The sequence below is a fragment of the Gluconobacter cerinus genome (assembly GCF_025961355.1).
Classification (GTDB): Bacteria; Pseudomonadota; Alphaproteobacteria; order Acetobacterales; family Acetobacteraceae; genus Gluconobacter; species Gluconobacter cerinus.
Genome location: NZ_JAOQNM010000001.1, coordinates 1,437,785 through 1,457,282, shown reverse-complemented (window position 1 = coordinate 1,457,282; position 19,498 = coordinate 1,437,785). Strand labels below are relative to the sequence as shown.

Annotated in this window: 19 protein-coding genes; 7 read left to right on the top strand and 12 right to left on the bottom strand. The window is 55.3% G+C overall.

The genetic code is table 11. The annotated features are described in order from the left end of the window. Positions 1–34: 34 nt before the first annotated feature. Together M2305_RS06755 and M2305_RS06750 are read right to left on the bottom strand one after the other, a co-directional pair. Positions 35–226, bottom strand: a complete 192-nt coding sequence (locus M2305_RS06755) for an entericidin A/B family lipoprotein (protein ID WP_046900458.1) — start codon at positions 224–226, stop codon at positions 35–37. Positions 227–367: 141 nt separating this feature from the next. After that, positions 368–1,384: a glycosyltransferase family 61 protein gene (locus M2305_RS06750; protein ID WP_264648927.1), complete on the bottom strand. Its 1,017-nt coding sequence runs from the start codon at positions 1,382–1,384 to the stop codon at positions 368–370. A gap of 197 nt (positions 1,385–1,581) precedes the next feature. Here M2305_RS06750 and M2305_RS06745 point away from each other — a divergent pair, with 197 nt between their 5' ends. From M2305_RS06745 to M2305_RS06735, 3 genes are all read left to right on the top strand, one after another. Continuing rightward, entirely contained in the window at positions 1,582–2,514 is a 933-nt protein-coding gene (locus M2305_RS06745) for a ribose-phosphate pyrophosphokinase (RefSeq protein ID WP_046900960.1), read from the top strand. Positions 2,515–2,541: 27 nt separating this feature from the next. After that, on the top strand, positions 2,542–3,147 hold the full coding sequence (locus M2305_RS06740; RefSeq protein ID WP_215766556.1) for a histidine phosphatase family protein: 606 nt from the start codon (positions 2,542–2,544) through the stop codon (positions 3,145–3,147). A 103-nt stretch (positions 3,148–3,250) separates the two neighbouring features. Further along, on the top strand, positions 3,251–5,188 hold the full coding sequence (locus tag M2305_RS06735; RefSeq protein WP_264648926.1) for a M61 family metallopeptidase: 1,938 nt from the start codon (positions 3,251–3,253) through the stop codon (positions 5,186–5,188). Between the two features lie 111 nt (positions 5,189–5,299). Here the strand turns inward: M2305_RS06735 and M2305_RS06730 are convergent, their stop codons facing one another. The 7 genes from M2305_RS06730 to pqqA form a co-directional block, all read right to left on the bottom strand. Next, positions 5,300–6,862: a glycosyltransferase family 2 protein gene (locus M2305_RS06730; protein WP_264648925.1), complete on the bottom strand. Its 1,563-nt coding sequence runs from the start codon at positions 6,860–6,862 to the stop codon at positions 5,300–5,302. A 142-nt stretch (positions 6,863–7,004) separates the two neighbouring features. Next, positions 7,005–8,141, bottom strand: a complete 1,137-nt coding sequence (locus M2305_RS06725) for a pyridoxal phosphate-dependent aminotransferase (protein WP_264648924.1) — start codon at positions 8,139–8,141, stop codon at positions 7,005–7,007. A gap of 20 nt (positions 8,142–8,161) precedes the next feature. Next, the gene (pqqE, locus tag M2305_RS06720) at positions 8,162–9,229 is read right to left on the bottom strand and encodes a pyrroloquinoline quinone biosynthesis protein PqqE (RefSeq protein WP_264648923.1); all 1,068 of its coding nucleotides are present in this window, start codon (positions 9,227–9,229) and stop codon (positions 8,162–8,164) included. Continuing rightward, positions 9,226–9,501 carry a pyrroloquinoline quinone biosynthesis peptide chaperone PqqD gene (gene pqqD / locus M2305_RS06715; protein ID WP_264648922.1) on the bottom strand — a complete coding sequence of 92 codons (276 nt, stop codon included), beginning with the start codon at positions 9,499–9,501 and terminating at the stop codon, positions 9,226–9,228. The genes pqqE and pqqD overlap by 4 nt, the downstream gene beginning before the upstream one ends. Next, entirely contained in the window at positions 9,498–10,217 is a 720-nt protein-coding gene (gene pqqC, locus M2305_RS06710) for a pyrroloquinoline-quinone synthase PqqC (protein WP_064275209.1), read from the bottom strand. Before pqqC ends, pqqD begins: the two co-directional genes overlap by 4 nt. Continuing rightward, positions 10,214–11,128, bottom strand: a complete 915-nt coding sequence (gene pqqB / locus M2305_RS06705) for a pyrroloquinoline quinone biosynthesis protein PqqB (protein WP_264648921.1) — start codon at positions 11,126–11,128, stop codon at positions 10,214–10,216. The genes pqqC and pqqB overlap by 4 nt, the downstream gene beginning before the upstream one ends. Before the next feature lie 89 nt (positions 11,129–11,217). After that, a complete protein-coding gene (gene pqqA, locus M2305_RS06700; RefSeq protein WP_010502998.1) occupies positions 11,218–11,298 on the bottom strand; it encodes a pyrroloquinoline quinone precursor peptide PqqA in 81 nt (26 codons plus the stop codon). Positions 11,299–11,472: 174 nt separating this feature from the next. Here pqqA and M2305_RS06695 point away from each other — a divergent pair, with 174 nt between their 5' ends. The 3 genes from M2305_RS06695 (at position 11,473) to M2305_RS06685 (ending at position 16,251) form a co-directional block, all read left to right on the top strand. Beyond that, positions 11,473–12,738, top strand: coding sequence for an AI-2E family transporter (locus tag M2305_RS06695; RefSeq protein ID WP_099211346.1), 1,266 nt, complete (start codon positions 11,473–11,475; stop codon positions 12,736–12,738). 80 nt (positions 12,739–12,818) lie between these two features. Beyond that, positions 12,819–13,451, top strand: a complete 633-nt coding sequence (gene gmk / locus M2305_RS06690; RefSeq protein ID WP_264648920.1) for a guanylate kinase — start codon at positions 12,819–12,821, stop codon at positions 13,449–13,451. Between the two features lie 181 nt (positions 13,452–13,632). Continuing rightward, positions 13,633–16,251, top strand: coding sequence for a TonB-dependent receptor plug domain-containing protein (locus tag M2305_RS06685; protein ID WP_099211948.1), 2,619 nt, complete (start codon positions 13,633–13,635; stop codon positions 16,249–16,251). Between the two features lie 46 nt (positions 16,252–16,297). Here M2305_RS06685 and M2305_RS06680 read toward each other — a convergent pair whose 3' ends face one another. Further along, complete coding sequence (locus M2305_RS06680) at positions 16,298–17,071, bottom strand: SDR family oxidoreductase (protein ID WP_211509603.1); 774 nt, start codon at positions 17,069–17,071, stop codon at positions 16,298–16,300. Positions 17,072–17,202: 131 nt separating this feature from the next. On the opposite strand from M2305_RS06680, the gene M2305_RS06675 reads away from it, so the two are divergent. Beyond that, positions 17,203–18,105 (top strand): LysR family transcriptional regulator, encoded by a 903-nt coding sequence (locus M2305_RS06675; protein ID WP_264648919.1) that lies wholly within the window; start codon positions 17,203–17,205, stop codon positions 18,103–18,105. A gap of 1 nt (position 18,106) precedes the next feature. Here M2305_RS06675 and M2305_RS06670 read toward each other — a convergent pair whose 3' ends face one another. Beyond that, positions 18,107–19,030: a slipin family protein gene (locus tag M2305_RS06670; RefSeq protein ID WP_046900445.1), complete on the bottom strand. Its 924-nt coding sequence runs from the start codon at positions 19,028–19,030 to the stop codon at positions 18,107–18,109. Between the two features lie 2 nt (positions 19,031–19,032). Beyond that, complete coding sequence (locus M2305_RS06665) at positions 19,033–19,449, bottom strand: GntR family transcriptional regulator (protein ID WP_264648918.1); 417 nt, start codon at positions 19,447–19,449, stop codon at positions 19,033–19,035. Between the last annotated feature and the right edge of the window lie 49 nt (positions 19,450–19,498).

Below are 19,498 nucleotides of genomic sequence, written 5' to 3'. Positions count from 1 at the left end.
TTTTTTACTGTTCTCTTTGAGTGAGAGACAGCAATCAGTGCGTGGAAGCATCCGTGTGACGCTGAATGGCATCCTGCGTTGCGTTCGCACCGCGAGACACATTGTGGCCCACGGAGCTGACGTCCTGACCAGCACCCCGAACAGTGTTGCAGGCCGAGAGAGAGACGGCGGCACCAGACAGTAGCGTCAGGGAAAGTGCAACACGGGCGACGGACTTGATGGACATTGGGTATAACTCCTTGAAGAAGCGTTCGATATCGAAACGCTATTCGCGGAGGAAAGTTCATCCGCGAGAAGACGTTTGTATGGCCCGATTGTTTCAAAATGAAACAGCGCTCGACCGCATCTTTCCAGCATCTCGTTCCGGTTAGCCCAAGGTGAAATCCGCCAGTTCATCTGCAAGTTTCTCCGGGTCAGGGATACGGTAGTTCATTTGGAAACCACCTCCAGCCCCGACAGGCTCCAGGCCAGAACTATCGTACAGATAGCGGGCATGATTGTTGTTCGCCTTATCGACCAGACACTGGTTCGCCCACATATCCGGGCTATGTGCCAGCGTCACAACCCTTCGCTGAGGGAAGAAAATGCTCGTATGAAGACAGGCATCATTATAACCAATCACCAAAGGATTTGAGGCCCAGAGCTTGAGCTGATCCCGGAAAGTCATTTGGCTGGGATAAACCGTTCCTATCCCTTTTGCTCTCAATGCCGCCGTCAAAACGGACTCATTTTCTACCCTGACGTTGCCCTGAGAGAGTTTTTCCTGCGAGAAAAAGAGAACGCGTCCCGGGTGATCCTGCGCACCTTCGGGTAAAATCTTTCGCCCGATGCTGTGAGCCAGATCTGCGAAGACATCATGAACGAGTGACAGCTCTTCAAATGCAGCCGCTGCAACCGTGATCTGTGGAAAGCGCGCTGGTGACAGAACCTGCATGAAGTGATCTTCAGTCAGATCAAGCGCCGTCACGATCGTCCGAAAATAGCTTTGTGCCATCAGTTGAGCGAGAGGCTGGGGGCTGCTGAAAACGAGCTTCAGCCGTGAGCGCGCATAGGGAGGAAGACTCCACAGGCGGGACAATACGTTGGCAAAAAAATAGAGGTAGGATGGATTAATGTTTCCAAGGAAAAAATAATCGAACTTGTCGCTCAGGACTGGGCAATCCGGGAGGTCAGGGCAGTCCCGGGAGCAGAGAGGTGTGTGGAGTGAGCCCGCACCCGTATAGAGCATCGCCTCAGGAACGCTTCGGCCCGAAGGTTCGAAAAGTCCCCACTGCGGGGCGGTTCCAGGCGGGACAAAGACAGCATTCCTGACGTCCCGCTTGCTTGGGAGATCCTGAATCAGAAGTCTCCGGCCAACAAAACCCGTACAGTCTTTCAGGGCCATATTCCGACCTTTCCTGAAGCGTGAAGCAGCCTCCAGCAGGCCGCGCAGACAGTTCTTGAATGTGTTTCGCTTGCATCGGTCAGCACATCAAGCCCAACTTCCGTGCAAAGAATGGCTCAGAACTGATGACAGCAGGGGGGTGCGCTGTTAGAAAGCGCGCAATTCTCCCCCTGACGGATACCAGACGAGGCCGTTTCATGAAGATCGTTGCCTGCAACAGTAATCTGCCGCTGGCTCGTGCGGTGGCGAGTGAACTACGGCTGCCCGTGTGCAAAACCGTGGTCAAACGCTTCGCGGATGGCGAAGTCTTTGTCGAAATTCAGGAGAACGTCCGCGGTGAGGACGTTTTCGTGGTGCAGAGCACCTGCATGCCGACAAACGATCACCTGATGGAACTTCTGGTGATGCTGGACGCACTGCGTCGTGGATCTGCCCGCCGGGTAACGGCTGTCATGCCGTATTTCGGATATGCCCGACAGGATCGTAAATCCGGCCCGCGGACACCGATCAGCGCGAAGCTGGTTGCCAACCTTCTGACGGAAGCCGGCGCCAACCGTATCCTGACGATGGATCTGCACGCCATGCAGATCCAGGGGTTCTTCGATATTCCGACGGACAACCTCTACGCGGCTCCGCTCTTCGTGCGGGACCTCAAAACGCGCCTTCCGGACCGGGAACTCATGATTGTGTCTCCTGATGTTGGCGGTGTTGTCCGCGCACGTCAGCTTGCACAGCGTCTGAACGTTGACCTGGCCATCATCGACAAGCGCCGTGAGCGTGCAGGTGTGTCAGAAGTCATGAACGTGATCGGCGATGTCTCGGGACGGTATTGTGTGCTGGTAGACGACATTGTGGACAGTGGTGGATCGCTGTGTAACGCGGCCAATGCTCTCATGAGCCGGGGCGCAGAAGGCGTGGAGGCTTATGTCACTCACGGCGTTCTGACTGGTAATGCCTGCGAGCGCGTGAAAAACAGTCCTTTGAACATGCTGACACTGACGGACAGCATCCCTGCTACCCAGGCGCTGCTCGATACGCCAAACATTCGCCAGATTACGACTGCTAATCTTCTGGCTCGCGCCATGAGCGCTGTTGCAGACGAAAGCTCGGTTTCCTCTCTCTTCGACTAAGCTTTCCCATCTCTGGAGATTTCATCCATGCCGAAGATCCTGACCAAGCCTTACTGGTATCTCCGGCACGGTGAAACGGATTGGAACCTCAGAGGTCTCTCCCAGGGCCGAACAGACATCCCCCTGAATTCTACGGGGCTCGCACAGGCCGTCCGAGCAGGCCAGATTTTCGCGGATCTGTTCCGGAAGGGAGAAAATCCCTTCGATCGGATTATCGCGTCTCCCTTATCTCGCGCTCTTGTCACGGCGGAACACACGCGCGATGCCATTCGAGACAGTGGAGGCCCTGACCTTCCTTTGATTATCGATCCGGAGCTCAAGGAAGTCTGCTTCGGAGTGCAGGAAGGGCAGCCCATGGGGGAATGGTACGATCCATGGATCGAAGACGGCTATACGCCCGAAGGTGCTGAAAGCTTCGCTACGCTCCAGGCACGCGCTGTAGGGGCTGTTAACCGAGCGCTGCAAGCTGACGAAACCCCTCTCTTTGTCGCGCATGGTGCATTGTTCAGAAGCCTTCGCGCAGGAATGAGCCTGCCAGTCAATGTCCGATTGCCAAATGCCGTTCCTCTGCATCTGACACCAGAGGTCACAGGATGGACAATCCGCGCATGCCTGCCGGAAATAGCTCAATAGTCTTTCTGCGTATCTGACGCGGGCAAGGTTATTGCCCCTTGTGCGCAAGCGCGGGGACAATTAGGGCAGGAAGGACTTTGATTTACAAATCGGAACCTTTCTTATGATGCGTATGCGCTTTCTGGTGGCATTGACTGCATTCAGCAGCCTGGTTGCCCCAGCCTTTGCCCAGCCTCAGCCAGAGCCGCTCCCTCTGCCTGCCGCCATCCCAGACCCGCAGGACAAGCCCTTTCCCGGCGCTCTGACGGTTGCTGTGGATGCGACAGACACGGCCCATCACGTCATGTCCATCCATGAAACGGTTCCCGTTCCGAAAGAAGCTGTAGAGAAAGGCGAACTGATCCTGCTGTATCCCATGTGGATTCCGGGTGATCATTCCCCGACAGGCGTCATTGAGCAGCTTGCCAGCCTGAAAATCCAATCAGGTGGCAAGACGATTCCCTGGAAGCGCGACACGGTCAATATCGCTGCGTTTCATATTCCCGTTTCCGCTACGACCCCCACGCTCGACGTCCATTTCCAGCTTCTGTCTCCGGTTACGCCGGGTCAGGGCCGTGTCGTCATGACACCATCCATCGTCAATGTTCAGTGGGATCAGGTTTCTTTGTATCCGGCTGGGTATTTCACGCGGGATATTACGGTCAAACCAAGCGTTCTGGTGCCGCATGGATGGCAGATTGGCTCCGCTCTGCGCGCCTCTGCCTATGGCGATGAAACTCACTTCAATGCAACGACCTATAATACGCTGGTCGACTCCCCGATTTATGCGGGCCGGTATTTCCGTAAGTTTGATCTGACCGGGCCGGATCATGTGCCTGTCGCACTCAATGTTGTTGCAGACGATGCAGAATCCCTGAATGCAACGCCGCAGCAGATTGAAGCCCATAAGAACCTCGTCAAACAGGCTACGGCTCTTTTCGGCTCCCATCATTATGACCATTACGACTTCCTGCTCGCTCTGACGGAAGAGTTGGGCATGATCGGGCTGGAGCATCATCAATCCAGCGAAAATGCTGCTGCTCCAGGATATTTCACGGAATGGGACAAAACGTTCCCTGAGCGTGATCTGCTCGCGCATGAGTATACGCATTCCTGGAACGGCAAGTATCGTCGCCCGGCTGATATGTGGGCTCCAAACTTCAATGTTCCACAACGCGGCTCCCTGCTCTGGGTGTATGAAGGCCAGACCCAGTATTGGGGGAATGTTCTTGCAGCCCGTTCAGGAATTGTGACGAAGGATCAGGGCTTCGAGGCGCTGGCCTATATGGCAGCAACCTACGAAAACCAGACAGGCCGCCTGTGGCGCCCGCTGGAAGACACCACCAATGACCCCGTTATTGCTCAGCGTGCCCCTCTGTCATGGCGCGACTGGCAGCGTTCGGAAGACTACTATGTGGAAGGTCAGCTTGTCTGGCTCGACGCAGATACGCTGATCCGCAAGCTTTCCAACGGGCAGAAATCTCTGAACGATTTCGCGAAGGCCTTTTTCGGCACGAATAATGGGAGCTTTATTGTCAGCCCCTATCAGTTCGATGAAGTGGCTTCGACCCTGAACAGTATCCAGCCATATGACTGGGCCAAATTCCTGCATGATCGTCTGGACACCATCCGGTTGCATGCTCCACTGGATGGCCTGACAAACGGTGGCTACAAGCTTGTCTACACAGACAAACCAACATCATTCATCAAAGCATCGGAGGCCGTTCGCCATAGTGTGGATCTGACGTTCTCGCTTGGAATGAGCGTCACGCGTGATGCCAAGACGGCGCGTGTTCACTGGATGAGCCCGGCATACAAGGCCGGCCTGGCGTCAGGAGAGACAATCCTGGCCGTCAATGACATGGCTTACACTGGGGACCGTTTGCGTCATGCCATCGCGGATGCGCAGAAAGACCCGAAGCAGCCGATCAGACTTGTGGTGAAATCTGGCGAGCATATCAGCACGATTTCCATCCCATATCATGATGGCCTGCGTTACCCGCACCTAGACCGTGTGAGTGGCACACCTGACTATCTGGGCGCGATCTACGCTCCCCTTTAAGCTGCCCCGATTTACAGCATGAAAGACCTTTTCAGAGTTCCCAGCGAAAGGGGGCTCTGGAAAGGTTGTCCCGTCCTCAGAAAGCTCTGAAGACGGGCGCTGTGAGGCAGGTCAGAGAATATGTTCGCCAAGGATGCCGCGGCTCAAGAAAGAAACTGCCGACTTGGAGACGTCATCAAGCGCTGTAAGAGCATTGATAACCAAGCCATCAACTTGCTCTGCGGTTTCGCAGGAACGCTTTAAGTCTTCAAGACTGGTGATACGTCCAAGGTAAACACCTGCATCACGCACAAACTGTGGGCACTCAGCGATGTCCACGAGCTTCAAATTGAAGCTTTCCCATGCAAGCGCACGGATTTTACGAATGTTATATGTTCCGTCCGGGGCAAAACCTAAATATCTATGGGTTCTTGGATGAGAAATAGAAATGGACCCATCTTCGTTATTCCATACCTTATAAGTCAGCACTCTGGTGACGCGAGAGTCCCCATTGACCCTTAGTTCTTCTCCACTAGACGTGAATACGTGAACATATTCACTTCCTTCACAGTATATTCCAATTAACGGAATTCCATTTTCAGAATCTGTAGACAGCTTACCGTCGAGGGATGTCAGCCTGTGGCCAAAATGGTTTTCAATATGAAAGGCGACAAAAGAGCTTCGACCATCGAAATGTTCGCTCAGTATTTTTCCTGGAGTTGTATGAAATGAAATCCAGTTATGCGCGATTTCATGAGCTTCGGCCTTATAGGCAGGCTGGAACACAGGAACATTGGGTGGTGCAAGGATGCTCTCAAGCTGAGTTATAAAACAGGATGAGGTAGAGCGTAGAACACGTGCAATCGTATGTGTCTGCTGCGAGACAATATGATCCATCCACTTATAAAAATCACGGATGTAATCGGCAGATATAGTGCTCTCGATAGCATTATATTCTGGATTATTCACGACAGTATGAAGCGGGTCGTTCACATCTCTGCGCACGTCTTCCAGATGGCGATCCCGGTTAATATAATGCTCCAGAGACCTGGATTGGTAATGAATAAGGCGTGCGCCCTTCCACGTCGGAATATTCCGGGTGAAACCACCGCTCGGAGATTCCCACTCAACAGGCAGACCTTCACTGTCTACACTGGTGCCGTGAACATCGACATTATGGACCTGGTAAACCGACCTCGACAACCGATCAGGACGGAATATAACTTTGGTATGCCGGTTCCAGAAAAGCTCATTACTGCCCGTTCGGGTGTAATTCAGAAATGGAACGCCTTCTGGGCGACTAACATACCCGTTTGTGCCAACACAGCACCAATTAAACGCAACGAGCGATGCATCGCCTTGTTCTGACAGATAAGATTTTATATTTTTCCCATACAGATCGAGATATTCGTCTGCATCGAAAAATGCAATCCAGTCAAACTCATGACCATATCGAATGACGGCATCATTATAAGCACGCACCTGACGCACATTATGAATGTCACGGTTAACGGCGTTTCTCATATAACGAATATCAATTCCGCCCTGCATGGAAAGAATTACTTCTTCCGTTGCGTCATCGGAGAAATCATCATAAATAATTAGAGTATCGAAACCTAGCGCCTTATACCACGCGGCCCAATAAATAATTTCTGTTTGTTCATTTTTTACAACCAGACATACTGCAACCTTCATGTCTCATACTCCCACTTAGACAGACGACAGCATGAAGGGTTTCTTACTGTCTCGCCAATTTTAACCCAGGCTTAAGTATTTTCAAGACCTGCAAAATTAATTATTAATAAATGCTCAATTAGTACCAGATCGAGCACCTACCTTAAGCGTTCTGTACGTTAAACCAGGTTTTCAACCTGCGAATTGCCTCTTCAATCAAATCAGTTGAGAGCGCAAAACTGAAACGTATGAATCGGTTCCCATGAACAGGGTCGAAGTCTACACCAGGCGCTGTCGTGACCCCCGTTTCCAGAAGAAGCTTACGACAGAACGACAGACTATCCTCTGTGAGATGTCCAATATCCGCGTAAATATAGAATGCACCATCCGGTGGTGCGATATGCGTCAGTCCAAGCGCGGGCAGAGCTTCAAGAAGCAGATCGCGGTTTCGCCGATAGGTCTCAATATGGCCATCGAGCTCCTGCCGACAGTCAAAAGCGACCAGTCCTGCATGCTGACTCAGTGCCGACGGTGTGAGGAAAAGATTTCCCATGCGCGCCCGGGCAGCATCTATCTTGTCCAATGGCACAATCAGCCACCCCAGCCGCCACGGAGCCATACTGAAGTATTTTGAAAAGCTGTTGACCACCAGCGCGTGTGGGTCATGTTCCAGAACACTATGGGCGGGCTCCCCGTAGCTCAGACCATGATAAATCTCGTCTGATACAATCCGGATCCCACGGGCCTTGCAGACATCAATGATAGCCTGCAATTCACTGTCTGGCAGAATTGTTCCCGTTGGATTGGCAGGGCTGGCAATAATAAGACCGTCTGGAGCAGGCTCCAGTTCGGCCACGGCTTTTGCCGTCAACTGGAAGCGTTCAGCTTCTCCGCAAGGAATTTCCACCGGCACCATATGTAGTGTGCGGAGCGTATTGCGGTAAGCCACATAACCCGGTCGCGCGAGCGCGATACGCTGCCCAGGCACAAAACAGCTCGTCAAAGCCAGGACAAGCGCCGGGGAGGCGCCGCAGGTCAGGATCACCTGCTCTGGCTGAACGGCGACGCCGTAGGTCTCTTGGTAATGCCGGGCAATCCGCTCCTTGAGCGGCTGGCTTTCCCAGTATCCCATGGGATCTGTCGCCAGAATATGCTGTGCCCGTTCAATGGCTTCCTTCGGCGCACCAGTGGAGGGCTGACCAAATTCCATATGAATGATGCTGCGCCCCTCCGCCGCAAGCTTGTGAGCAAGCGCACTAATGGAGATGGCGTGAAACTGGTCAATGTCCGGAACGGGCATGAGAAACTCGGTACAAAACTTCAGAAGCGGCGGTAAACCAATTCAGGCGTTTCTGCCTGCTCCACCGCCTTCTCGACGATGTCATGAAATGGTGAGCGGCTGCAAACCGGGTCCATGTTGGCGGCATTCCCTGTCAGAGCCAGCGCCTGACAACGACAGCCTCCCCAGTCGATCTCCTTGCGGTCACAGGCCCGGCAGGCTTCCGGCATCCACTCCGTTCCACGGAACATGTTGAACAGGTGGGAATTGTTCCAGATCTCGGCCAGCGATTCATCCCGGACGTTCGGGAAGGTTACATTCGGAATGATTTCCGCAGCATGACAGGGAAGAACACGACCAGACGGGGAGACGTTCACGAACCGCTGCCCCCAGCCACCCATGCAGGGCTTGGGACGGTCTGCATGATAATCTGGCGTGACGTAATCAATGGCCAGACCTCCCTTCTCACGCTCGGCTTCTACAGCACGCGTGGACTCTTCGAGCTGTTCTCTGCTGGGAAGCAACGCATCGCGGTTTTTGAGGCCCCAGCCATAATACTGGGTATGAGCAATTTCGACGCGGCCAGCCCCAAGCTGACGTGCCAACTCAAACATTTGCGGAATGCGCGCGACATTTTCCCGATGGACAACAAAGTTCAACGTCATGGGAATCCCGGACGCCTGAATCAGCCGGGCGGCTTTAAGCTTGCGAGGCTGCGCGCCTTTCAGGCCGCCAATGCGTTCGGCGCCTTCTTCCGTCACATCCTGGAAAGAAAGCTGGATATGATCCAGCCCGGCCTTATCCAGCGCATCAAGTTTGGCTTCATCCAGCAGGACGCCGGACGTAATGAGGTTTGTATAAAGATTCAGCTTGCGCGCCAGCGTCACCAGTTCGACCAGATCTGGCCGGGCCATTGGCTCACCGCCCGAGAAGTGAACCTGCAGGACGCCCATCTCTGCTGCCTGTTCAAGCACCCGTCTCCATCCAGCCGTATCCAGCTCTGCCGCCTTGCGTTCCAGATCCAGCGGATTGGAGCAGTATGGGCAGGCAAGCGGACAACGATGGGTCAGTTCAGCCAGAAGGCTCATCGGTGGCTGGGGCAAGGTCATGCGCGCAGAACGCCCTTTTCCGTCAGATCAGAAAGAAGCGCGAGAACATCCGTGGAGATGACTTCGCGCGGGGCGGAGAACTGTTCCGTCAGCTTCTCTACAATAGAGCCAACAGCCAGCTCTCCATCCACAAGACCCAGGATATGTGGGGCGGCGCCTTCGATAATGAAAGCCTTTTCGGGAGCCTGGACAAGCCAGACATCCCGAACACGGTCATGTTGCAACCGATGACCACGCGCGAAGGACAGGACGATCTCTTCCGTCACACTCATGGGACAAAAGCGCCCGGCGGGATATGCCCTTCAACATACGCGTAATCCAACGCATCCAGCATGGACCACAGAACGGAGCACTTGAACTCCAGAGCACCCAAAACTTCGCGCTGTTGTTCCGGTGTACGGGCATTTTCCCGGACATAGGCCAGCGCAAAGTCCGAATCCCGAGGAGCCTGCGTCAGACGAGGTGTGAAATAGGCCAGCGTTTCTTCAGAAATGAAGTCGTAGTGCCGCAACATCCCCGAGACACGTTCGCTAATGATCGTCGGGGAAAACAGCTCGGTCAGGGACGACGCGATAGCGGCCAGAATGGACTGATCACGCACAAAATTCACATACGCATCCACGGCAAAGCGCGTCGCGGGCAACAGGCCGTCCGTGCTCTCCACGTAGTCCCGATCAAGACCCAGACCATCCGTGAGTACGAGCCAGCGCGCGACACCGCCAGTTCCCGGCTCCGTACCATCATGATCCTCGATGCGGCGACGCCATTCGCGGCGCAGTTCGGCGGTCGGGAGGCGAGCGAGGAGCGTGGCGTCCTTGGCCGGGATCTTCGCCTGATAATAGTAGCGGTTCAGGGCCCAGGCCTGCACCTGCTGCTTCGTCAGAAGCCCGTCATGCAGCTTGCGGTGGAACGGATGACGGTTGTGATAGCGCTCAGCACCAATCTGGCGGAGGCGAGCTTCGAGCTGGTCAGGGGTCAGGAGTGTCATGGTGTTTCCAGTCTGAAAGTCATGCCGTCTTCGGACACGGTCCACCCCGCGTTCTCGACGTCTTTGCGTTCCGGACTGTCTTCCATCAGAACCGGGTTCGAGTTGTTGATGTGAATCAAGACTTTACGCGGTTTTGAGCAGGACGCGAAGCACTCCACCGGGCCACCACTATCCCGGACAGAAACGTGCCCCATACGCTGACCTGTCTTGGGGCTCAGTCCCGCTCGGATCATTTCATCGTCGCGCCACAGAGTACCGTCAAAAAACAGCAGATCAGCTTGAGAGGCACGTTCAATGATTTCTGGGGTGATGTGGGCGCAGCCGGGGATGAACAGAACCGTCTGAGTCCCATCTGTGATCGAAACACCCAAAGTTTCATCAGGCCGCGACCCTTCAGCCTCCGCGTAAAGCGGGGCTTTCCCCGGCACAGCAAAGGCTGTGAGCGTCAGGCCTGACAAGCTGCCATCCTTCAGCTTCAAAGCTATAGGCGCATCAAGCGCCAGAGGAACGCGCGGGACAATTGCAGGATCGAGCGCACCGAAGATCGGATTGGCCGCCAGTTGCTCCAGTGTGGAGTCACTCCCCATGAGCGTGAAAGGCTCACGTTCCCGCAGAGTCAGCAAACCCGTAATGGCGTCAATTTCACCACAGGTGAGAATGACGCTCTGGATCGGCGTCCCGCGCAGACTACCCTGATGGTGAAGGGCCGGAGTCTCGATAATCTGCTGCCGGAGATCAGGGGAAGCGTTGAGAACAAACCAGTGTTCTCCATCAGCACTCACGGCAATGGAGGCCTGAGTGCGAGGGCGTGCGCCCTGTCGCGTGCGGGCGGCTACACAACCTGGCGCTGCGGAGTTCCATTGGGGGAAACCACCGCCGGCCGCGGAGCCGAGCACGATGACATCAATCATTTTTCAGAAAACCGTTTGGGAAGCATGAACAGAAAACGGCCGCCCCTGTGGGAGGCGGCCGCCATTTTTCCCCGAAAGGGAAAAGATGATTACTTCTTCTCGCCGCAGACGTACGAGTTGATTTCTGCGCCTAGCGGAATTTCGGTAACTTTCGGCGTGTTCCAAGCCATGGCTGTTCTCCTAGCTCCAGGTTCGCCAGCAGGGCAGACCCCTACCAGCTCTGATCATTATTTAGTTACCTCTTCCCACTGGAGTTCAAGAGGGTTTTTGGGCAGAACACGCAACTGTGTCCTCTGTCAGGGCTTTTACCCTGATGTCACCCCTCCCCGCTTCAGGCGTCAAACATGTCCGGCTGTCCGACAGAGCCTTCCGCAGTTTCCAGCCAGAAAGGCTCTCTTCCGCCGGAAGAGGATGCATCCGGCCCAAGTCGACCCAGTCAGCGGGCAGGAGATGAGCTGCCAGATCCGACGCTCGACCGTAACATATTACGTCAGCACCTGAACGTCAGAGACATCTGCGTCCTGATCCTGACGATTCTGGCCGTGTTTTACTCGTTGTATTTCACCGCTCCCATCCTTTTGCCCTTTGTGTTCGCGCTGGTCGTCAACCTGATGATGATCTCGCCGATGCGTTTTCTTCGGCAAAAACTGCATCTGCCCAAACATCTGGCTGCGCTGTTGCTCATCGTTGCCATGTTCGGTGTGGTTGGTGGAATTGCGACAACAATTTCTGTCCCTGCGGCAGGATGGATTTCCCGTGCCCCGCAGACACTGCCTGCTCTTCAGAGCAAACTGGCCGTCATGCGCGGGCCGATTGAAGTCATGGAACGGGATTACATGCGGCTGTCCGGCATGTTCGGCGGCTACAAACCCTCTGGCTCGCACGCTGTGGCAGCGCCAATCGGGGGAGAGAATGCCCTGAGCCGCCTTGGGACGTCCGTTCTTGCGGGCACCAGAGAAATTGCAGGCGGCTTCTTCTCCATGCTGCTGATGCTCTTCTTCCTTATGACGGAAGGAGACACACTGCTGCGTCGGATTGTGGAAATTATGCCCACATTTCGAAAAAAGCGTCGACTGGTTCAGATCACGACCCAGATTGAACGGAATGTCTCGCTTTACCTCGCAACCATCACGATGATGAACCTGCTGGTGGGGCTTGCGAACATGATCCAGTGCTGGGCAACGGGCATGCCCAATCCCCTGCTCTGGGGGGTCCTGGCTTTTCTGCTCAACTACATCCCGATCATCGGCCCCCTGACCGGAATGGTGGTCTATTTCGTTGTGGGGCTCTTTACCTTCCCGTCCTTGCTTTATGCGCTGGTTCCACCTTCCATCTACCTGCTGATTCATGTGCTGGAAGGAGAAACCATCACCCCCATGCTCCTAGCCCGGCGCTTCACGCTGAACCCGGTTTTCGTCATGGGGTCTCTTCTGTTCTGGGACTGGATGTGGGGCATTTCCGGTGCTTTTCTGTCTGTCCCGATGCTCGCCGTTTTTAAGATCATCTGTGACCATATCGAGGTTCTGGCCCCACTCGGCCACATCCTTGGCGGATCCCGCAGACGGTCTCTCAGCAGCGCAATAACAGCACAGCTTCAGTCGGAAACCTGAGGAACATCTGGTCAGGCAAGGGGTTTTCAGGCTAGAGGCAGCGACATTGTCCTGCCTCAGGAAACATCAAGGAGACCCTCATGATCCAACAGCCCCGACGCGGTGTCTGCCTGGTGATTTCAGCCCCCTCCGGTGCGGGCAAATCCACGATTGCAAACGCTCTGCGTGCGTCAGAGCCATCGTTGAAGCACTCTGTTTCCGTGACGACCCGTGGGCCACGCCCTGGTGAAGTTGAAGGTGTTCATTATCACTTCCGGGATATCGAAGCGTTTCGCACGATGGCAGAGGCCGGCGAACTTCTGGAGTGGGCAGAAGTTTTCGGCCGCGGCTATGGCACTCCGCGTGCGCCTGTTGAAGAAGCGCTGGAAGCCGGTCATGACATGGTCTTTGACATTGACTGGCAGGGCCATCGCCAATTGAGAGCTGCCCTCCCCACAGACGTCGTGAGCCTGTTTGTTCTGCCACCATCACTCGAAGAGCTGGAACGCAGGCTTCACAAACGAGCCTCTGATGATCCCGCAGAGATTGCAAAGCGCATGAAAGCCGCGCTGGATGAAATCTCTCACTGGGCGGAATTCGATCATACGGTCATTAATTCTGATCTGGACACAGCTATTTCTCAGGCCAGATCAGTCCTGACGGCCGCTCGGTTGGCAACCAGACGGCAGAGAAATCTCTCCAATATTGTAGCGGCTTTCAACAAGACCGCCTGACATCTTCAAAAACTGAGTTTCCGGAAGGCCGCGATTTCCTGATTGCGGTCTTCATTTCTTTTCCAGAATGACAAAACATTTCGGTATCAGAATTTGCGTAGCCAGACGTAACGAGTTCGTTATGAATAATGACAGCAGCATTGGTGCTGCAGAAGGCCGTAGCTTATTGGGAGTCGACGGTATGTCATCAAGGCGTCTTTTTTTCCTCGCAACCACGTCTCTCCTGGCGTCCTCTGTTGAAACCCATGCTTTGGCCGCAACTCCAACGGCAGCAACGGATACTCATCACAAGGTAGTACATCACCATACGCCTGCGCAGGCAGCGACCACACCCACGACCGTAAAGCGTCAGGCTGTGCAGCATCGCGCTGCTGAAGGTGGCAATGAGAGCATGATTGTTACAGGCACACACGCCAGTAACAAAAGGGCTCGTGACAGCTCAAGCCCAGTAACAGTCGTGTCCGCCGCAACATTGCGACGGTCCGGCCAGATGAATCTGGCAGATGCCCTGACCCGCACCTATGCTTCGATCAACGTCTCTGCAAAGGGAAGTGATACCGCAGCTCTCACATCCTCAATCCGGATGCGTGGCCTGAACCCGAACCAGGTGCTGATCCTGATTGATGGCAAGCGCCGCCACGTCACAGCCAACATTGTTCAGAACGCCGGGCCGCAGTTCGGTTCAACGCCAGTCGATCTGAACATGATTCCGGCGAACATGATCGACCACATCGAAGTTCTGGAAGATGGCGCAGCAGCCATGTATGGCTCGGATGCGATTGCCGGTGTGGTGAACATCATCACCAAAAAGCAGAATCACGGCCTGAACATGTCAGCCCAGACCGGCGCGAACGCCTACAATGGCGACGGCTGGCAGTACCAGCTCAACGCTGATGGCGGCCTGAAACTTGGACATGATGGCTATATGCACATCAGCGGACAGGTTTATCACACGGATCACTTTGTCGCTGGCGCGAATGACCATCGCCTTCTTGGAAGCTGGCCCACTGGCGCGAACACCAATGGCTACTACACGGGTGTTGTTGCCAACGCTGTAAACGTGCCGAAAAACTCCAACAAAATCATGAGCACCCCCGAAGAAACCCGCGAAAATCTAGGGATTGATTTCGGGAAGCCGATTACTGAAAAAATCGATTTGTATGGGCAGGTGACCTACGCCCATCGTCACGCCGAAGCCATTCAGAACTACCGCGTTCCTAGCATTGCCCCGACGCTTTATCCCTCCGGTTTCTCCCCCCTCGAAGTCATTGATGAAGACGACTACGCCGGTGAACTCGGCCTCAAAGGGCATGATTTCTATGGCTTCGACTGGGATCTGAGCACGGTTTACGGTGCGGATCAGGACAAGATCAGCAACAAGAACACGGCCAACACCGGTATGCTGGGCTCTACCTGCAACAACGGCAACGTCGCCAATTATTCCTCCACCGGGTGTGGCTGGTCTCCCACGACTGTGCGTGCGCTGAACTACCGTAATGCCCAGTGGACCAACAATCTGGATTTCCGCCGGAAGATCAACATCTTCAACACCGTCCCGATGGTTCTTGCCTTTGGGGGTGAACATCGCCTCGAAATGTATGACATCGTCGCTGGTGAGCCCGCTTCTTACGAAGTCGGTGGCACGCAAGGGTATGCTGGCCTGCGACCACAGAATGCAGGCTCCTGGAGCCGAAACATCTGGGCCGCATATATTGATGGCGATTTCCACCCTCTGAAGCATTGGGATCTGGATTTCGCAGGCCGCTTCGAGCATTATACAGATGTTGGCAATGCCCAGAACGGCAAGGTCTCCACACGCTACGACGCAACGCCATGGCTGGCCTTCCGCGGAACGATCAGCACAGGCTTCCGCGCCCCGACCCTCGCCGAGCAGCACTACAGCACGATGAGTGTGAGCCCGACCAGCGCCAGCGGTCTTCTGCCTGTCAGCTCCGCAGCAGCACAGATCCTGGGTGCCAGCCCGCTCAAGCCCGAATACTCCGTAAGCTCCAGTGGCGGTGTCGTCGTGGAACCGGTCAAGGGCTTCCACGTGGAGGCAGACGTCTATCAGATCAATCTGCGCAACCGCATTTCGCAAGGTGGAACCACGAAGGGTCAGGCGGCTGTCGACGCCATTCAGGCCATGGGTTACGCGCTGCCCGTCAACTCCTTCGATATCAGCAACGTCTCAGCCTATTACTTTGCCAACGTTGCCAGCACGCGAACACAGGGCCTGGACATCAAGGCGGACTACACGTTCCACCTGCATCGCTACGGTAATCTCGCTCTCAGCATGGCGCTGGATCTGAACCGTACCCGCATGCATCATGTTGCCAGCGATACAAATGGCAACCCGCTGCTCAATGCGCAGACCATTGGGTATCTCACGACGGGCTACCCACGGAGCAAGATCATCCTCAACGCGTACTACACGGTTGGGAAATGGGACATCAACGTGCGGCAGACGCGTTACGGCGAGACCACCAGCATGATGACCTATCAGGACTGGACGCCAACCTCTGCTACCTGCGCTGCTGCCGGCGGGGCTGCCCTTCGTTACTCCAACACCTGCTTTGGCCAGTTCAAGAACACTCCGCGCTGGCTGACCGATCTTGAAGTCGGCTATCGCTTCAACGAGCACTGGCATGTGGCTGTTGGCGGTAACAACGTCTTCAACGTTCGTCCCCGCAAGCTTCCGGAAGAGCTGAGCTCCTACGGTGCCGCTGTCTATGACTCCAACTCTGCACAGGTGCCGATCAACGGCGGCTACTACTACGGCCGTATCAACGCGACATTCTGAGCCTGCAAAGGGCTGCCAGGGAGAAAACCCGGGCAGCCCTTTTTTCTTACTTCGTCGTGTATCCACCATTCACAAGAATGGTCTGACCCGTCATCCACCAGCCATCAGATACGAGCGTCCGGACAAAGGGGACAACATCCTCAATATCGGTCAGGCCAGTCTTGCTCAGAGCAGACAGGGCAGCCGCCGTCTTGTGATATGCGACGGCATCCGCACCTTCCTGCCCATAGAAGAAGGGCGTATCCATTGGCCCGGGACCAATCGCATTCACGGAAATGCCTCGTGCACCGTACTCTTTGGAAGCAGCCCGTGTGAAATGCTCGACGGCCGCCTTGCTTCCCGCATAGGTGGCGTAGAACGGCGTGTAAGCTCCCAGAAGTGACGTAACGAGCGTCAGAATCTTGCCGTTGTCGTTGAGATGTTCTCCGGCTTCTTTGATGAAGAAAAAAGCCGACTTCGTGTTCACGTCGAACATCTCGTCGAACTCCTGCTCAGACGTCTCTGCCATCGGCTTCTTGAGCACTTTGCCGACCGTATTGATCGCAATATCCGGCCGACCAACCGCAGCCACAGTGTCAGCAAACAGCTTGGTGTTCCCACCCGCGGTTCTCAGGTCCTGCTGAAAGGCGACGGCCTCCACGCCCTGAGCTTTGAGAGCCGCGATCGTTTCGTCCGCATCGGGTTTTGTCGCTGCACTGTTGTAGTGAATGGCGATGGCGCGAGCCCCATGAGCCGCAAGATCCCGAGCGATCAGGCCGCCAAGGTTCTTGGCGCCCCCAGCAATAAGAACCGTTTTTCCTTTGATACTGTGATCTGTCATGATCCGGTCTCCGCGTTTTTGAAATGGAACGCGCAGGCTACCGTCTGACGGGACACAACAAAGACTGTATTCCTGACGACACCTGTCAGGAATCACGAACAAACTCAGGGCCCTGCTCTGCGGAGACTTTTTTGGACCGGATCGACCTTTTCCGCATTTTCACCAGAGTCGTTGAAACTTCCAGTTTCACACGCACGGCTGACATGCTGAACATGCCACGTTCGACCATCTCCACAGCCATTCGTGATCTGGAAACGCGCGCAGGAACACGCTTGCTCGCCAGAACCACGCGCGCGGTCTCTCCCACTCAGGACGGACTGGCTTTTTACAAGCGGTGCCTGCGCGTCATCGGAGAGGTGGAGGACATTGAAACGCTGTTCCGGAAAGACCGTGATGGCCTCAGCGGTGTCGTAAGGGTCAATATGCCGGGCAGGATCGGGCGCCTCATTGTTGCTCCGGCTTTACCCGACTTTCTGTCCCGTCACCCTGGCTTGTCCGTTGATCTTGGCGTCACGGACAGAGCCATCAATCTGGTGGAAGACAGAGCGGATTGCGTTCTGCGCGTGGGGCCGTTGCAGGATTCCGGTCTCATCAGTCGCAGGATCGGAGAACTCAATCTGATCAACGTCGCGAGTGCGGCCTATCTTGACCAGTTTGGCTGCCCTGCCCACCCAGATGCCCTGAACGATCATTACGTGGTGCGATATGCATCCCCCGTCACTGGCCGACCGGAAGACTGGGAATGGCAGGAGGGCGGAAAGACCAGAACTGCTTCGCCACCCAGTCATGTGACGGTTGATAATGCTGAAGCCCTCATTGCCTGCTGCCTGGCCGGGCTGGGTCTGATCCAGATTCCGGCCTACGACGTGCAGCAGCACATCCAGGCTGGAGAGCTCGTCAGCGTGATGCCTGAATGGTGTGCAGAGGCTCTGCCCATGACCATTCTATATCCACACAGGCACTCCGCTGGTGATCGCGTAACAACATTCGTGGACTGGCTGGAGCCTCTCATCAAAAGCCACGTTCTAACGTGATTCAGGCTGATGGTGCTTCAGAATCCGTTTGTGTTGCGGCCTGCACGGCCGCAGCAAAAGCGGTCGCACTTCCCATCGCGTCTGCCATGGTGGTCGGCATCAGGATGGTCGTTCCACGGTTTTTGTTCATCTCAAAAACGCGGTTGATCTGAAGAATCTGCAGGGCAATCGGTGAGGCTTCATACGTTTTGGCTGCAGCCGCGAGTTCCACAGCAACAGCACGTTCGGCACTGGCGAGCGTAACGCGCGCTGCGCGTTCCCGTTCTGCCTGCGCCTGACGGCTCATCGCATCCTGCAAATTATCTGGCAGCTGAACATCACGGATCTCAACGGCCTGCACCGTGACACCCCATTCGCGCGTCTTGACCTCAATCAGGTCCCGAAGCTGGTCATCAATCCTGCGACGATCCTCCAGTAACACAGCAAGGTCGGAGCTGCTGACCACTTCACGCAGGGTCGTCAGGGCCACCATGGACACGGACCCCTCGTAGTCATCCAGCTCCGTGATGGCGCGGAGTGGATCATGAACCATCCAGAAAACAACAGCATCCACATCCACCGGCGTCGTATCACGCGTCAGGGTTTGCCGCGTATGCACCGGAACTGTCCTGATCCGCTGATCAACCACTTCGGTGACCTGATCTACAAAAGGGATGATGAGAAACAGGCCAGGTCCCCGCAAACCCTGAATTTTACCGGCTCGCAAGACCAGAGCACGCTGCCAGGAATTACACATTTTCAAAGACAGAAGGACGAGAACGCCCAGCACCACGCCGATGATCGAGAAGGCGAGGTTAAAGGTCAGAGCCTGTAAGCCCCCGCCGGCCAGAATACACCCGAGAGCCAGTGCGATAGACACCGAATTGACAGGAAGGCCATTGCTGCGCCGCGACACGGACGACGGAAGTGTTGGATACGAAATCATGACTATGCCTTTCCGGCGCCGGTCTCGGGTGCGATTGTGGGCGAAGACGCTTCAAGAAGGTGCTGCATGGCGCGGAGGAGCGCATCTGGATCGAGCCCCAAGGCATGGCTCCGGGCGATTGTTGCCGCAGCGAGATCCATGAGCTCTCCCTTCTTTCGATCAATATCGGCCGATGGAGGATGCTGGCTCACAAAACTGCCTCGCGCCCGATAAGTCTCGATGGCACCCAGCCGTTCCAGTTCCGCGTAAGCACGCTGCACAGTGTTGAGATCAACTCGAAGATGAACTGACAACGCCCGCATCGTGGGAAGCTGGTCTCCCGGAGAGAGCAGACCAGACCCTATCGCTGTCAGGATACGCTCCCGCATCTGTGCGCGCAGGGGCAGGCCACTCGCAGCAGAAAGGGGGGTCGGAAACAACAATGTCTCTATGTTTGCAGACATGCATACAAGATGCACTAATATGCAC